This window comes from Hwangdonia seohaensis, from assembly GCF_031932625.1.
Classification (GTDB): domain Bacteria; phylum Bacteroidota; class Bacteroidia; order Flavobacteriales; family Flavobacteriaceae; genus Hwangdonia; species Hwangdonia seohaensis.
This window is the reverse complement of the sequence record NZ_JAVSCK010000001.1, coordinates 287793-304924: the sequence shown is the minus strand read 5'-3', so window position 1 is coordinate 304924 and position 17132 is coordinate 287793. Positions and strand designations below refer to the sequence as shown.

Genomic DNA, 17132 nt, shown 5'->3' with positions numbered 1-17132 from the left:
AACATAAACCATTCATTATTATATGCAAAACAACAAGGAACCATCTGTTTTAATAATTGAAGATAACGAGCAAAATATGTATATGTTAACGTATTTACTTAAAAACAGTAACTACAATGTCCTTAATGCTTATAATGGTGTTGATGGATTGAATTTAGCTCATGAAAACCATCCCGAAATTATTTTAATAGACATCCAATTACCAGATATGGATGGCTATGAAATATGTGCCAAATTAAGGCATAATGGTTTGCCAAAAAACACCACAATTATTGCAGTGACATCATATGCCATGGGAGGGGACAAGGAAAAAGCTATAGAAGCAGGAGCCGATGGATATATAGAAAAACCTATTAATCCCGATACTTTTGTTAAACAAATGGAAAGTATACATGATTTAAAAAATCAGAATTAACTAGAATGAAAACGATTTTAATAGTAGATGACATATTAGAAAACCTATACTTGCTCAGGGTTATACTTGAGAAAGCAGATTTTACAGTAGTTGAAGCTAAGGATGGTGAGGATGCTTTAAAAAAGCTACATAAAACTCGTGTAGATCTTATTATTTCGGATATTTTAATGCCCGTGATGGATGGCTATATGTTTTGTCAGGCATGCAAAAAAAATGAATTATTTAAAAACATCCCTTTTGTTTTTTACACATCTACTTACACTGAAAAATCTGATGAAGATTTTGCTTTAAAACTTGGTGCAGACCGTTTTTTAAGAAAACCAACAGATCCAGACAAAATATTACAGGTGGTTCAAAAACTATTGGCTTTAGATAATCCTCCGGTAAAATCTAAAGGAGGAACACAATTTACAGAAAAAGAAGCTTTAAAACTTTATAGTAATAGACTGATTAGAAAGCTAGAGAAAAAAAATTTAGATTTAGAGAAAGAAATATTTGAACGCGAAAAAGTAGAGCAAAAATTAATTAATGAAAACCACGTATTAGATTTAATAGCTAATAATACATCCATTAAAAAGGTGTTTGACCACATCATAATTAATTACGAATCGCTTTACCCAGAGTCCTTTGGATCGATTAGTTTATTGCATGACGACGGTATACATTTGGAGCTTATTTCGGCACCAAACACTCCTAAACCGTACAACTCAGCTATTAAAAGCGCAGCAATAGGTAAAAACGTAGGGTCTTGTGGTACAGCAGCATTTATTAAAAAACCAGTAATTGTTTCAGATATTAGTACAGATAAATTATGGGTAGATTATAAAGATATTGCATTAAAACACAATTTAAAATCGTGTTGGTCTATTCCAATACTTTCTGAAAAAGGTATGGTTTTAGGCACGTTCGCAATTTATAGTAATGCCATTAAAACACCTTCTTTAAAGGAAATAGCAGAATTAAATTCTGCTGTTAGTTTAGCAAAAATTGCCATTGTAAAATTTAAAATAATTGCAGAAGTAAAAAAGAGAGATGAATCCTATAAATCATTAATTAACCAAGCTAGTGATGCTATCCTTACATATTCATTCGATGGAACTATTTATAGTTTTAATAAAGCAGCCTACAGCATATTAGGATATACTAAAAAAGAATTTTTAAAATTAAAGCTACAGGAAATTATAGTAGGCGATGTGATTAAAAGTCAAAATAAGTATGAAACGTTGCTTAAAGGAAAACCTGTAATTTTTGAAAGACAATTAATTTGTAAAAACAGAACTTTAGTAGATGCAGAAGTCTCGGCAAAACTACAAACTGATGGAAAAGTACTGGCAATAATACGTGATATTTCCGAGCGTAAAAAAGCCGAGACTAATAACCAAAGGTTACTTTCTTTAATAGAAACTAGTAACGATTTTATTGGTTTAGCATCTTTAGAAGGCACACCAATTTATTTAAATAGTGACGGTAGGAAAATGGTTGGCATAAAAGCTAATGCAGAATTGCCTGCTAGTATTTTAGATTTTTTTCCAGAAGAATACCATGATGTTATAGTAAATGAACACATGCCAAGTATTAATACAAAAAACGCGTGGCATGGCGAAGTTCTATTTAAAAATTTTATAACAGGCGGTCTTATTCCTATACAAATGTCTGGTTTTTTAATTAGAGATAGTATTTCCAATAAACCGTTAGCTCTGGGTATTATAGCCACAGATATCACTGAACGTAAGAAAGCGGAGCTGAAACTGCAAAACAGCGAAAAATCATTAATTGAAGCTCAAAAAATAGCAAAAATCGGTAATTTTAATCTTGATTTAAAAACCCGAAAAATAGAAGGCTCAGCTGCTTTTATGGAGATATTGGGCATTGATAAAAATATCGAATTTACAGCTGATATTTGGAAAACACTCATATACTCTGAGGACGTAACGGCAAATCTGGAAAAATTTAAAAAATGTATAGAAACGGGCAATAGCTTTGATATGGAATTTAGGATTCTTACCAAAAATAAAAAGACCCTAAAATGGATTCACGGATTGGGTGAAATTACATTTGTAAATGGCGAACCCATAAATTTCTTTGGTACAGCTCAAGATATTACAGAACGTAAAGAAGCTGAAATGGCCTTAATAGCAGCTAAAGAGTTTACAGATAAGCTTGTTATGTCTATGCAAGAAGGCCTGTTAATTGTTAATCTGGAAGGTGAAATTATCATGGTCAACGATTCAATCTGTGAAATTCTTGGTTATTCCAGAGACGAGCTCATTGGCATAAATCTACCTTATCCATTTGCGAAAAAGGAAGATTTGGAATTTATGTTAAATACCAAAGAGGAGGTGGCACAAGGAGAAGCAAGGTCTTTTCAACTTGAGTTTATTAAAAAAAACGGCAATAAATATTTAGTATCATTTTTATCTGGAAACATAAAAAATGATAAAGGCGAAGTGATTGCTTTGTTTGCTACTTTAAAGGATATTTCGGAAGAAGAAAAAGCCAAAACACTTTTAGAGGAAATTGCTAAAAAATCTACACAAAAGAAGAATGTTATTATGGATTTGTCTGCCCTAGTTGGATCCGATTATCATAAATCATTACTTCAAATAACGGCCTTGTCCGCGACTACTTTAAATGTTGCACGTGTTGGCGTATGGAAATTTAACGCCGACAAAACAAACATCACTTGTGAGAAGTTATTCAATTTAAAAACGGCGGAATATGAGGATGGCGGGGTATTAACCAGAAATGACAACCCAAATTATTTTGATGCTTTAGCTGATAATCTAACGGTAAAGGTTGAAGACGCGGTTAATAACGACATCACTAAAGGATTTGCAAAAAACTATTTAATTCCGTTAGGTATTTCTTCAATGTTAGATGTGTTTATTCAAGGCGCACATGGAATGTATGGCGTTATTTGTTTTGAGCACATTGGAGCCAAAAGAAAATGGTCTGCAGACGATGAAGAATTTGCAACTTCAATTGCCAGTATAGTGTCGCTTATGGTTGAAAGCTCTGAACGCAAGCATGCAGAAAGCAACCTTATTTCAGCAAATGCAGAACTTTCAGAAGCTAATAGGGAGTTGAATAATTTGCGCGAACAATTAGAGCAAGAAAACATTTATCTGCGTGACGAGTTGGCTTTGGTCTTTAACTACGAAGAAATGGTTTATGGCAGTGAAGAGTTTAGCAATGTTTTAACAGAGGTAGAAAAAGTGGCACCAACAAACGCTACTGTATTACTATTGGGAGAGTCCGGTACTGGTAAAGAGTTGTTGGCTCGCGCCATTCATAACACGGGTTTGCGAAATAAAAAGCCATTAATTAAAGTAAATTGTTCCGCAATACCAAGAGAACTAATTGAGAGTGAATTATTCGGGCACAAAAAAGGGTCGTTCACTGGCGCTTTTACTGATAAAATTGGAAAATTTGAATTGGCAGATGGCGGTACTTTATTTTTAGATGAAATAGGAGAGTTGCCGGTAGATATGCAACCAAAAATTTTAAGATTTCTACAAGAAGGAGAAATTGAAGTTGTTGGTGGTACAGACTTAAAAAAACTTGATGTAAGGGTTATAGCCGCAACAAACCGAAACCTTAAAGAAGAGATTGAGAAAAAACAATTTAGGGAAGATTTATATTTTAGACTAAATGTGTTTCCAATAAAAGTTCCTCCTTTAAGAGAACGAAAAGGCGACATCCCTTTATTGGTAGAGCATTTTGTAGATAAGTTTAATAAATCTTACGAAAAGCGTATTAAATATATACCTAGTGAAGCGATGGATAATCTTAAGTCCTATAATTGGCCTGGAAATATTAGAGAACTCGAAAATTTAATAGAACGAGCTGTAATTTTATCAGATTCAGAAACCCTAATGCTTTCACCTATTGGAGAATTTACGGTTTTAAAAGAGTTATTTACGGGCACTTCAAGTTTAACCCTTAATGAAGTACAGCGCAACCATATTATTAAAACGCTTGAAAAGTGCAAATGGAAGATAGATGGCGAAAACGGTGCAGCAAGTTTACTTGATATGAAACCAAGTACATTAAGGGACAGAATGAAAAAACTAGGTGTAAAAAAACCATCCAAAACCTAACGGAATACCGTGGAAATCAATTTGTAAGTAAAACAAACAACGGTATACCGTGGAAAAAATTTTGGAGTTTATCAATCGTTAATTTTTGTAAATAGCTTAAAATCAGAATATTACATTTAATTGTGTAGATTTCAGATGGCTTTGGCATGTGAGTTGTTATTCAGTTTTTAATTGAACAACAGTTATGAGCAATCAAATAGAATGTAATAAAGCTAAATTTTGGTTAGAAGAAGGAATTCTTTTTTGCAAATTTATAAAAGGCAATTGTACAAAGGAGTTTAGCGAGGATTTTCTTGAAGAATATATAAATGCCATTAACACATTATCTGGTGGCAGCTACCTACCATTGCTTATAGATCTTAGGGATTTAAAAGAAAAAGAAGCCTTTTCGGTAACTACAATTATAGCAAACAATACCAAACTTAAATCTGCTTTACTGTCAAAATCTTTCGTGGTCAACTCCTATTATGTACAATTTATACTTGTTGTATTAAGACGGATTCACGACCCTATAATTCCTAATAAAATATTTAGGAATTACGAACGGGCCATTGCCTATTCGTTAGAAACCAACCAAACTTTTAATGCATGTTCTTAATGGGTTGTACAAAAAAATCAATTAAAGTTAGTAGAGCCAAGTTTTGGACAAATTCTCATGGCATTCTGTTTTGCGCATTTAACAATACAAGGCATTATCTCACTTTAGGGGTAGATGTTGCAGAAAAGTATAAGCAAGCCATTTCTACATTGGCAGAAGATAAGCCCATGCCTTTTTTAATTGACTTAAGAGACAATCAAGGCGATTTTAGCGCAGAGGCAGCCAAATTGCTCGCTAGTAGTCCTGCTTTAAATAAAGTAAGAATTTCTGAAGCGTTCGTAATTAATTCCATTAAAACAAAATTATTAATAAGCACTTATAAAAGAATTTTTGAGCCCCATACACCATTTAAAATATTCAATGATTTTGACGAAGCATTAGCCTATTCAATCAACTCAAAAAAGATATTCGATGCAGGCAAATAAACATTATATGTGGCGTATAAATCCAGAGATAGCCATTTTAAAATTCATAAAAGGCAATGTAGCCATTTCGGTCTCTGATAAATTTGGGAAAACCGTTTACGCTAATGATCGTTTTTGTAGAATAACGGGTTGTAATGAAAATGAACTTTTGGGAGCGGTGAATTGCCTGTTCAACCAGGATAATCACAAAGACCCTTGTTGTGAAAATTTATGGGAAACTATAGAAAGAGGTCAGGTTTGGAAAGGAACTTTGAAAAATAAAACAAAAACCGGGGATTCCTTTTGGTTGGAAACCACAATTGTGCCATTAGTAGATGTTGAAGGTAACATTGAAAGTTTTGTGACCATGTATTTAAATGTTTCTAAACCAAACCAGGACATCACGAAAGAAGAATTAAACAACATGCGTAAACAATATTAGTAAAGTCTTTGATTGTTACTTTAAGTCAAAACCAAAAATGTTATGAAATTAATGAAACAACAAATCTGGCGAGAAAACCCAGAAAATATATTAGAACAATTTTTAACCAACGATACGAGCATTTCTATAATTGATATCATTGGAAGAACTATTTATGCCAACGATAAGTTTTCTGAGTTAATTGAAATTCCACATAAAAGAATCATAGGAGAATTAAATATAATTTTAAAATCTGAACGACATGCTAATCCAATTTATAAGGACTTATGGAATGTGATAAGGAGTGGGAGAATTTGGAAAGGAATACTCACCGATTATTCAAGTTCGGGCAAACTGTATCGGGTAGACACAACTATAATTCCCGGAAGAAATGCCGAAGGGGACATTGATAAGTTTGTTGCTTTTTATTTTAATGTAAAACCAAAATATGATGTTAACTTAAACATTGTAGGCAGCAAAACCCCAGATAAAACCTATTATGATAGTATTTCCAATTCGGTACTTACAATTAATGCTTTTGCTGAAATTGTAAACTCAAATCAAGGTTTTGGAAAACTATGTGAGAAAGAAATTGCAGGATGTAATTTATACAGTTTTATAAACCCCATTTTTCACAACAAGGTCAAAAAAATTATAAATAATGTTTTCAATACTGCGAAACCAGATCAATTTGAAACTATAGGTATTAATTCTAACGGCGTAAATGCCATTTTTGTATCGCAAATTGGGCCTGTTCTAAATAACAGAGGCGTTGTTATTTCTGCCACCGTGTCTACTCAAGAGGTGAAAGGTGTTAGTGAGCTTAAACAAGAATTAATGGAGAATGAAGCAAAGTACCATGCTATTTTTCAATCGATGGAAGTTGGTATGGTTGTAGTTGTTGATGGGGAAGGGAAAATTACCGAGTGGAATAAAGGTGCTGAACTTGCCTTTGGATATAAAGAAAGCGAAATAAAAGGCGAGTATTTAACAAAATTAATTGCCAGCAAGAATAGAAAAACCAGTGTGCTTGAATTGATAAACGCGGTAAAAAAACTTGAAGATTTTAAATCGAGCGATACGGTTGAAATGAAATGCCTGAAAAAAAACGGTACGGAATTTCCGGTAGAGTTCGCAATTAGTAATTGGGAAAATGGAGGCTCAAATTTTTATTGTGCCATGATGCTCGACATAACTAACCGAAAAAAAACAGAGAATTGTTTAAAAAGCAAAACAAAGGAATTAGAGTTGTTTCTGTATAGATCTGCACACGATTTAAAAGCGCCATTATCTTCTGCCGAAGGACTCCTAAACCTCATTAAAGAAGAAGATTTAAATGAGTCTGTGTCAAATTTAACATCAATGCTTGATATTACCCTGGACAGAGGCAAAAAGATGATTGATAAATTAATGCGGGCCTCAGAGATTTCAGATAAAAAGAAGGACTCCGTTTTTATCGATTTCAAAAAAATAGTAGGAGATGTTTTAAAATCACTTAAAGGGTTGGAGGGTTACAATACCATTGAATTTAAAATTGATATTTCTGATACCATTCAATATTATTCAAGTGTTGAGTTAATCTATTCTTTATTTCAAAACTTAGTTCAAAATGCCATTATATATACAGTTTCAAAGAATCGTCAAGAAAAATCAATCATAGCAATTGAGGTTAAAGAAACTCCAAATGCCATTAAAATTAAAATAAGGGACAACGGTATTGGTATTTTAAAAAAGAACTTATCAAAAGTATTTAATTTGTATTTCAGGGAAAACATTGAAGATGTTCCGGGTTCTGGACTTGGGCTATATATTGTTAAAAACATTACCGAAGATTTGAATGGAAAAATAAAAGTAACTAGTAAGGTTAATGAGGGGACTTGCTTTAAAATAAAATTAAACAAAGTCAAAAAAGAATGATACCAATTAAAAACATAATGTTAGTTGATGACTGTAGAATCGATTTATTTATCAACCAGAGAATAATAGAAAGGTATAACGAAAACATAAGGGTTATATATTTTAAAAACCCTTTATCGGCTCTTAAGTATCTAAATGTCTCTTTGCACCCAAACAACCTAAATCATTTAACAAGGCCAAATGTTTTAATTTTAGACGTTAATATGCCGGAGTGTAATGGTTTCCAGTTTCTCGATAAGCTTAGCAAACTAGATTTTTTAGAATCACAAAATCTTAAAATATTTATGCTTTCTTCATCCACGAGTTTAATCGATATTAACCAAGCGGAGAGCCATCCTTTATGTTCGGGCTATATAAATAAACCTTTAACCGTAGAAAAACTTCATAAAGCGTTTGGTCTTCATGCCAATAGTTTAAATAAAAAAGCATCTATTAAATAGAGATAAATGTAAAGCCAACAGAATATTTTGTGTTGTTTTAATAGATACAGAAATTGGGAATTGATGATATTAAATTTTCCACAGGTTTTCAAAAAGCGATTGAATAGCAAATTAGCTTTTAAATGAAGCTGTAAATAGTAAGAAAATTGTTATCTTTTTATTTGCTCCCACCCTGGATATAGTTTATCTTTAAGAAGATTAAAGTTTAACAAAACCAAAAAACTAAAATATTATGGAAGGATATTGCGTAAAATGTAAAGAAAAAAAAGAAATTAAGGATGCTGCGGAAGTAACCATGAAAAACGGTAGAAATGCTATGAAAGGTAAATGTCCTACTTGCGGAACGGGCATGTTCAGGATACTAGGAAAATCTTAGCTTAAATTTAAAAAAATTAAAGAGAAAGCATTAGTTTTTTTTTGAAGTGTTAGCGATATAACCACATGTGACTTCTTAAAAAACACAGGGTCTAACTATAGCTATTAATCAATAAAAAGGTTTGCAGGGAACTGCATACTTTTTTTTGAAATGAGAAGCTGCAAGAAATTGCAGCTCTTTTTTTTAATTTAATGCACGTTTATTTAAACCTTTATAAATATCTTTTTCTTGTACAAAACATACCCCAATGCCATGTAAAATAGCACCACGCTTAGGGCATAAAGTAAGGATGACAGCTTATCGGCTAAAAAAGGTTGAACATAAATGGTATGGTACAACCAAGAGTGTATGCTTTGTTCTGGGGTTACTTTTATTAAATAAAAACATTTCGACACAAAACTAGACAAGAAAAATATAGTAATGGCATTGGAGCCCACATACTTAAAAACAGTACCGATTTTAAATTGTAACACATCGGTTAAATAGTAAATAAAAGCTAGAATTAAAGTTGCCCAACCACTGGTAACCAATACAAAACTACTACTCCAAATAGCCTTGTTTATGGGGAACCAAATGCTAAAAACATAACCGGATACTAATAATAATACAGCGGTTATTACCAAATAAGCCAATTTGTTAAAATTCGCCTTTGCAAGGATGCGGCCTACTAAAATACCAGAAATGCAGGTTGCAACAGCGGGTAAGGTGCTTAAAATACCCTCGGGGTCGTAATCTGGTTTCCACATGTGTTTTCCCAGAACGTTTAAATCGATATAATTTGCCCAATTGTTTGGTGCTCTATCAAAGGTTGGCAGCGTGCCATCTGGTAATGGCACAAACCCCAAGAGTAGCCAATACCCGATTAAAATGGATAGCCCGATGGTTAGTAAGGTTTTCCAATTGCAATTCATAAATAAAACCGCGGAAACTAAAAACACAACACCAATTCGTTGTAAAACGCCAGGGAATCTTAAAATTTCAAAATCCTTAACAAACGGCGGATAGGGTAAAAACAGCCCTAAAAATAACCCGAGACCAATGAGTTTTAAACTACGGATGATAATCTTTTTATAAGTATTCGCCTTATTTGGCTTGTTTTTGTAAGCAAACGAAATTGAAATCCCGACAATGAACAAAAAGAACGGAAATATTAAATCTGTTGGCGTTAACCCGTGCCAATTGGCATGAAGCAACGGAGCATATACCTTACTCCATGTTCCGGGAGTGTTTACTAAAATCATTGCGGCAATGGTAAATCCTCTAAGAATATCTACGGATTCAATTCTTTGTTTAACATCCATATCTTAGCTTTCGTTACCTTCTTTAATGTTAAAAATGCGTTCTTTGGTTTGCTTTAAGTAGTTTCTTCCTATTGGAATTCTTCGGCCTGCAATTTCAATGGTATTGCCTTCTAAAGCAGCGATTTTATTTATCGATATATTATAGGAGCGATGCACGCGTATAAAATTTGATTGTGGCAACTCCTCCGAAATAGCCGTTAGCGACTTGTGCACTACGTAATCTCCCAGCGTTGTTGCGATTTTAATATAATCCTTCAAGCTTTCTATAAATAAAATATCGTTGAGGTTAACCTTAATCAATTTTTTATCAACTTTTAAAAAAATATGAGGTTCTTGATTTAATGCAGCATCTCCAGTGGGCGCATTGGTATAGGCGTGCTGATATACCTTATTTATGGTTTTTAAAAAACGATTGAAGGGTATGGGTTTCACTAGATAGTCCAACACATCCAACTCAAAACTTTTTACGGCGTATTCGCGGTAAGCTGTGGTTATTACTATTAAGGGTTTCACATTTAAGTTTTCAATAAAAGTAAAACCGGTCATTTGTGGCATATTGATGTCTAAAAAAACAAGATCGATTTTTTCTTGCTGCAAAACCCCGAAAGCCTTTACCGGATTGCTAAAGGTTTCTACAACTTCAATATTGTCGAAATTTTTTAAATGATTTTCTATAACACTTATTGCCAAAGGTTCATCATCTATTATAACGCATTTAATTTTCATTTTACCGGAATTTTTAAAAAGAGACTATAAACATCGTTATTAACACTGGGCTGTAACACAAAATCTTTCGCGAATAAGAGTTTTAATCGTCTTAACGAATTGGAGATTCCTATTCCTTTTTTTTCATCATTAATTAACAACGGATTAAAATTATTTGAAATTTTAAATTCGAGGTATTTTTTATTAACCATTTCAAAGCTCATTTTTATCGAAATTTTATCGTTGCCTTTTAAACCGTGCTTAAAACAGTTTTCAACAAAGGTAATAAACAATAATGGCGGTACTTTAACATCTTCTAAGTCGCCTGTAATAAGCAATTCTGTGTCAATTCTGTCTTTAAATCTAAGGTTTTCAATATCTATGTAATTGTTTATATGGCTTATTTCTTCAAGTAAATCCGCTTTGGAATCGGTTACATCATAAAGCACATACTCCATCATGTTGGATAATTTTAAGATTAACCGCGGCAAACTACTGGATTTGTTAAGTGATAGCGCGTAAAGGTTATTTAGGGTATTAAAGAAAAAATGGGGTTGTACTTGGGTTCGTAAAAACTTTAGCTCGGTGCTTAATTGTAATTGCGAAAGCTTTTCGTTTCTCTTTTTTTCAATACTCCATTCCACGATGATTTTTATGGCCGTAGCAAACGCAATCACGTAAATCTGACCTATAAATTCTGCTATAAAGTGATTAAACATCGATTGATTGGGCATGGAGGTATACACGCCACCAGACCAAATCTCGTCCGATACAAAAGCTAAATTTAAACCCAGCCTCGAAAAATAGGCCAAAAGCAGTGCGATGAACAGGCTTAGTATAAAAGTAAAGTATTTGCCCTTTAAAATGAATTTGGGAATGAGGTAATAAATATTTAAATAAACCAATACAATATGAATGGGAAATTCTACAAGATTGGATTTTATGGAATATATAAAATCGTCATTATAGCTGCCCCAGCGGATAACATTGAAAACAAAATAGCTAAGCCAAAATATAACGTGATATTTTAACGGAATAGTCGCTTTTACCTTGTTTTTAAATTTGATGAAACTCGTTTTCATGGCAAAGCATCCGTTATTTGTAATGTTACAAAAGACGTGTTATTGATCATTTTTGAACGTTGAACACATTAACTTTATCATTGTTATTTGTGATTAGCAATATGGTGTCATTTTTTTTGTTTATTGTGATAATGTCTTTTGAGTTTCCTTCATTGACAAAACCTGTTTCTTTCAGGTCTAACACTTCAAAGCCTTTATCTTTATAGGATAAAACACTGCCCAACGACGCATCGTAGCGCACCGTTTCAACCTCGGCAAAGTAATGGTTGCCAACAGCAATTATCTCTTTGCGATTATCATTATTGATATCAACAAACTCAAAATCCATAATTGGTGCAATTTGCAACATTTTCGGAAGGCTTTTAATGTTAAAACTGCCATCGCCATTGTTTTCCAAAAACACGCTGTTTAGCATGTGGACTTTAAGGTGCAGCGCTTTATCTAATGCTTCTTTACCGTAGATGTCCTCTAAAGTAGCTTCGGCAAATTCATAAAACGTGGGGAATTTATCTTTTATAAAAGGCATTTGTTGCGACGAACATTCGCGCCCTCTCGATGGTACCAAAGTGCCTTTGTAGTTTGAAGTTAATACAATATCGAAAGTTCCGGAATTATCAAAATCATCGCAAAACACATGGAACGGTTTTTCTGTGCTGGCTTTGTATTTGGTGTTTAATCCTAAATTGCCAACAAAATAATCCATGTCGCCATCGTCGTCAATATCGGTTCCTTTGATACTAAACCAAAGACCTTCGGTGTTTTTTAATGAATTGTTAACCACAGGTGTAAACTTTCCGTTGTTGTTTTCAAATATGGTAATTGGCATCCATTCGCCCACAACAATTAGGTCGTTATCATTGTCGTTGTCAAAATCCGTAAATATCGCATCCGTAACAAGGCCAACGTTTTTTATGGCAGGGGCTATTGATGCGGTTTTGTTGTGAAACCTACCGTTTTCGTTTATTAATATATACGATTCGGGCGCATAGGGGTATTTATTGGGTATCACACGACCGCCAACAAAGAGGTCTAAATCGCCATCATTATCAATATCCGAAGCTCTTACAACCTGTCCGCTAGCATTTATTTTTGGCAGTATGTTTTCGCCTTTGCTAAAGTTGCCCTTGCCGTCGTTTATATAAACCCTATCTTGGTAAAGGCTGCTGTTTTCTTCAAATTCGGCACCGCCACTAACAACATAAAGGTCGAAGTCATCATCATTGTCTATATCGATAAAAAGCACACCCAAATCTTCGTATTGCTTATCATTTTGCCAAACCGTTGCAGTTTGTTTTTTGAAGGTTCCGTCGTCATTCTGAATATATAATTCTCCACTTTGGTCTTTAGCGCCACCAATAAAAAAATCTTCTAATCCATCGCCGTTTACATCGGCCTTATCTATAAATGGCCCATTGGTAGATTGACTGTGCGGTAATAGGATTTGTTCTTTAAAGTCGTCAAATTCGTTTTCGTTGTGTTTATAAACGATACCTTGTTCTGAAGGGTTGCCGCTTTTTAAGAACGTTTCAATTTTCTCTAGATTCTTGTTTTCTAGCGGCTTGCCGCTTTCCTGATTGACCGAAATTATTTGATTGGCTTTTACATTGGTGAGTTTGGTAACGTTTTGATTTGGCCATTCAATTAAAATCTCATCGATATTTGTAGCATCGCCTACACCAAAATTCACAATATTTTGTACAGATGATATAAATCCTCTGCTGGTATATAATTCTTGATACTGCTTGATGTTGTTTGCCGTTATGGTTACTTTAGTGCCAATGGCGAATTTATTTTTGGCATCACCATTTAATTTAATTTGTATAAAATTATTTGTGTCGTTGTTTTGGTAAAGTAGGGGTGTGTCGTTAATGTTGTTTATAACCAAATCCAAATCGCCATCATTGTCAAAATCGGCATAAGCCGCACCGTTTGATTGTGTTTTTTCTTTTAATCCCCAATGGTCTGGATTTTTGGTAAACTTAAGGTTGCCTTCGTTTTTAAAACTATAATTGCTAAGTTTTGTAGAGGGTTGCAAATCGGTAATTTCCTGAAAGCTTGGTTTGTTTTTTTCTGAAAACCTTTTACTTAATTCGGTTCTAAAATCTTGATTGGCCATGTCTTTTAGAATACCATTGGAAACAAAAATATCTTTCAATCCATCATTGTCAAAGTCGGCAATTAACGGCGCCCAACTCCAATCGGTTTTGGCCAAACCACTTATTTGTGCTATTTCGCTAAACTTTCCATTGCCTCTATTAAGCTGTAAGGTGTTCACCATGTATTGATGGTGATACCCGTTTTTAACTAAAGCCCAAAAATTTTCGGTATTCATCGAAGCCATATTTTGCTTGCTGCGAACGTGGTCTTCAGAAGCCATTTCCAATACGAACAAATCGGGATGGGAATCATTGTTTAAATCGGCATAATCAGATCCCATACTACTAAATGACGTGTGCTTTATCCTATCTAAAATCTCATTGGTAAACGTGCCGTTTTTATTGTTTATATAGAGCATGTCCGGTGTTAAGAAATCGTTACATACATATACGTCTGGCCAACCATCATTATTAAAATCGCCAATTGAAGCACTCAATCCAAACGTTTTATTAACCATGCCTGCAGGATGTGTAATTTCGGTAAAATGCGTGCCATCGTTTCGGTATAGGATATCGGAGCTGAATCTTGAATAATCTCTTTCTATGCGCATATTAAGGGTACCCGTGTTTTCAAAATCTGGTCTGTGACTTACCAGATACATATCCAAATCGCCATCTTTATCAAAATCGAAAAAATAAGATTGGGTGCTAAACCCCGGGTTGTTAATTTTCCATTCTTTGGCTTGATCGATAAAGGTGTTATTTTTTTGATTAATATAAAGCCTGTTTTCTCTTGATTCGTACTCATTCCGGCTACCAGATTTAGAAATGTATATGTCCAGCCAGCCATCATTATTTACATCGACCACAGAAACCCCATTGGACCAGCCCGTTGCATCTGCTAACCCCGATGTTGCAGTAATGTCCTTAAATTTAAAATCGCCTTCGTTTAAATAAAGCTTATTTGAATTTTGATTGGAAACAAAAAATACATCAACCAAACCATCGTTATTAAAATCTGCGGTAGCAACTCCGCCGCCGTTATAAATGTTTCCAAAATTTAAAAAATTCAAATCTGCAGTTTCTTTTACATTATTCTGAAAATCGAAACTTGTTTTTTCGTTGGGAATTAAAGAAAAAAGAGTCGTGCCATTTGATGGCTTACTTTTTATGGTATGTAAGGTTTTATATGATTTGTTTTGGTTGCAATTAACAAGAATAAAACTTAGGACGGTATAGAGAAAAATTTTTTTCAAAGCACTACTTTTTAATAATTTATTTTAATGATAAATATAAAAAATAAAAAGGGAGAATCTATAAGATTCTCCCTTTTAACAAATTTACTTTTTAATACTGCAATCTAATTTTGTTGAGCCCACCACAATGGTGTATGTACGGTGTCGGGGCCTCCTAGTAATTGTACAGCTTGTGCATGACCAGCAGGTACATTGTTAACAAAAGAAGAAGGGTATTTCATGCGTTGTCCAAAGAAATTTACCTGGTTTGTCATTACGTTTCCAGCATTCAACTGTGGTAAATCCGGAATTGGATTTTCAATCGCAGGGTTTTCAAAGAATGGTAAGCCCAATCTTCTATGGTCATTCCAAATTTCTAGAGGTATCCACGCTTGAGAAGCTATGAATTTTTGCGTAATAATTTTATTTAAAAGGTCGTTTTTAACGGTTCCTCCTTTATAAATAGTATTATTTGGGTACGTATATTCAAAAGTTCCAGCTGCACCTGTATAACCGTCTATGTAATCCATAGTTACGCTAGCAGGAGGCTCTGCGGTATGATCCCAACTTACTGATGTTCCGGCGTTGTTGTAATCTTCAGAAGCAATGTAAGTAGCTACATGTTCCGAAAGGCCATAATACTCAAAACTATGTGCAATTCCAGTTTCGTAAGCTTCTTTACCACTTATTGGTGTCGACCAATTTCTTGCTGCTGCTTCAGCTATTAAGAAGTGTGTTTCCCAAGATGGGAAAAAGACACGCTCAGTGAATCTGCCTTTGCCTCTAAAATCAAGTCCTAAGCGTGGGTAAGTTCCAGAAGATCGTAATTGGTTCTTAGCACCTACATCGCCCCAGTCGCCTGCGGCAAATGCATTATACGTAAAGGCGCAATCTAAAGTTTGTAAAACATCTCCGTTATCATCCAATAAATTTCTTTCAGTTACCGTATGGCCATTACCCCAAGTTGGGAAGTTGCTATACTGCTCATCGTCAAGATTTCCAGGAATTGGATAAGTTTTATAAGCTCTCGGGTCAATAGTGTTTGGTAAACCATCAAACCAGAAACCTTTAGCTGGGTCGTTTGTAAGTTGTGTAAAGTGATCATCGTATTTTAACCCCATATAATTTGCGGGTTTAATATTAATTTGATCGTCAACAGGCAACTGAGCTACAGATGTTACACCACCTAAACCAACCACTGTGTTTCTGTAAGCAGCAGTCATATAATGGCTATTCCATTCTCTCGATTGTACATTGGTAAAACTGCTCCAGCCACCAGTTTCGATAACTCTCATGTCATCAGCAGGTGTGGCAATAATTAGGCCGCTGTTGGCAGCTTCTTCAAAATGTTGTTGTGCTACAGCAGGTGCCACTTCCGATAAACGCATAGCTAAACGCATTCTCATAGAGTTTCCATACTGTTTCCATTTAGTGTAATCGAAGCCAAAAGCTTGATCTAAATCTGCATCTGGTTTAAACGTGTTTGAAGCGTCTATTTTACTAACGGCATCTTTTAATTCCGATAGCATAAAAAGATATACATCTTCTACACTATTATAGTCTGGATTTTCACCTTGAAAACCATTTATGGGAATTGGACCAAATCCATCGGTCATTTCGCTCATAATATAGACTCTCCAAATTCTAGCAATATGCAATAAATTCTCGGTATATTCCTTAACATTTCCTGTGGCAATTTTTTCTTCTGCAACAGTAATGGCAGTCGTAATGTTTAATAACCATTTAGATATGTAACCATTAAAGTAATCGTTAGTCCATCCATCGTTTGAACCACCTTCAGAAAGAACGCCTAACCTTGAGGTTCTTGAAGCATCTTTCCAATATAATACAAATACACGTTCTGCAATGTGTGGATCTTGCTGTGCTGCCCCAATAGAATTGTTGATAAAAAATTCAACCTCTACTTGTTCTGCAGTGGCAGCCAAGGGATCTTTATTGATTTCTTCAAAATCACTACATGAAAAAATCAATAGTGTCGCACAAATTAGTGCTAGTTTTTTACTTAATACTTTTTTCATAAT

The 17132-nt window shown here is 34.2% G+C and carries 13 protein-coding genes; 8 read left to right on the top strand and 5 right to left on the bottom strand.

Annotated features, from left to right (window positions below):
• Positions 1–22: 22 nt before the first annotated feature.
• The 8 genes from RNZ47_RS01320 (at position 23) to RNZ47_RS01285 (ending at position 8671) form a co-directional block, all read left to right on the top strand.
• Positions 23–415, top strand: a complete 393-nt coding sequence (locus tag RNZ47_RS01320; protein WP_311935347.1) for a response regulator — start codon at positions 23–25, stop codon at positions 413–415.
• A gap of 5 nt (positions 416–420) precedes the next feature.
• Positions 421–4515 carry a sigma 54-interacting transcriptional regulator gene (locus RNZ47_RS01315; protein ID WP_311935345.1) on the top strand — a complete coding sequence of 1365 codons (4095 nt, stop codon included), beginning with the start codon at positions 421–423 and terminating at the stop codon, positions 4513–4515.
• A gap of 184 nt (positions 4516–4699) precedes the next feature.
• Positions 4700–5113: a DUF7793 family protein gene (locus RNZ47_RS01310; RefSeq protein WP_311935343.1), complete on the top strand. Its 414-nt coding sequence runs from the start codon at positions 4700–4702 to the stop codon at positions 5111–5113.
• Positions 5113–5538: a DUF7793 family protein gene (locus RNZ47_RS01305; protein WP_311935342.1), complete on the top strand. Its 426-nt coding sequence runs from the start codon at positions 5113–5115 to the stop codon at positions 5536–5538. Before RNZ47_RS01310 ends, RNZ47_RS01305 begins: the two co-directional genes overlap by 1 nt.
• Entirely contained in the window at positions 5525–5959 is a 435-nt protein-coding gene (locus RNZ47_RS01300; RefSeq protein WP_311935340.1) for a PAS domain-containing protein, read from the top strand. The genes RNZ47_RS01305 and RNZ47_RS01300 overlap by 14 nt, the downstream gene beginning before the upstream one ends.
• Positions 5960–6010: 51 nt before the next feature.
• Positions 6011–7855 carry a PAS domain S-box protein gene (locus tag RNZ47_RS01295; protein ID WP_311935338.1) on the top strand — a complete coding sequence of 615 codons (1845 nt, stop codon included), beginning with the start codon at positions 6011–6013 and terminating at the stop codon, positions 7853–7855.
• Positions 7852–8295 (top strand): response regulator, encoded by a 444-nt coding sequence (locus RNZ47_RS01290; protein ID WP_311935336.1) that lies wholly within the window; start codon positions 7852–7854, stop codon positions 8293–8295. Before RNZ47_RS01295 ends, RNZ47_RS01290 begins: the two co-directional genes overlap by 4 nt.
• 232 nt (positions 8296–8527) lie before the next feature.
• On the top strand, positions 8528–8671 hold the full coding sequence (locus RNZ47_RS01285; protein WP_311935334.1) for a DUF5679 domain-containing protein: 144 nt from the start codon (positions 8528–8530) through the stop codon (positions 8669–8671).
• Positions 8672–8874: 203 nt separating this feature from the next.
• Here RNZ47_RS01285 and RNZ47_RS01280 read toward each other — a convergent pair whose 3' ends face one another.
• The 5 genes from RNZ47_RS01280 to RNZ47_RS01260 all read right to left on the bottom strand — a co-directional run bounded on the left by RNZ47_RS01280 (position 8875) and on the right by RNZ47_RS01260 (position 17129).
• Positions 8875–9972 carry an acyltransferase family protein gene (locus tag RNZ47_RS01280; protein ID WP_311935332.1) on the bottom strand — a complete coding sequence of 366 codons (1098 nt, stop codon included), beginning with the start codon at positions 9970–9972 and terminating at the stop codon, positions 8875–8877.
• A gap of 3 nt (positions 9973–9975) precedes the next feature.
• A complete protein-coding gene (locus RNZ47_RS01275; protein WP_311935331.1) occupies positions 9976–10698 on the bottom strand; it encodes a LytR/AlgR family response regulator transcription factor in 723 nt (240 codons plus the stop codon).
• A complete protein-coding gene (locus tag RNZ47_RS01270) occupies positions 10695–11759 on the bottom strand; it encodes a sensor histidine kinase (RefSeq protein WP_311935329.1) in 1065 nt (354 codons plus the stop codon). The genes RNZ47_RS01275 and RNZ47_RS01270 overlap by 4 nt, the downstream gene beginning before the upstream one ends.
• Positions 11760–11805: 46 nt before the next feature.
• The gene (locus tag RNZ47_RS01265; RefSeq protein WP_311935327.1) at positions 11806–15111 is read right to left on the bottom strand and encodes a VCBS repeat-containing protein; all 3306 of its coding nucleotides are present in this window, start codon (positions 15109–15111) and stop codon (positions 11806–11808) included.
• Between the two features lie 104 nt (positions 15112–15215).
• The gene (locus RNZ47_RS01260; RefSeq protein ID WP_311935325.1) at positions 15216–17129 is read right to left on the bottom strand and encodes a SusD/RagB family nutrient-binding outer membrane lipoprotein; all 1914 of its coding nucleotides are present in this window, start codon (positions 17127–17129) and stop codon (positions 15216–15218) included.
• Positions 17130–17132 lie beyond the last annotated feature (3 nt).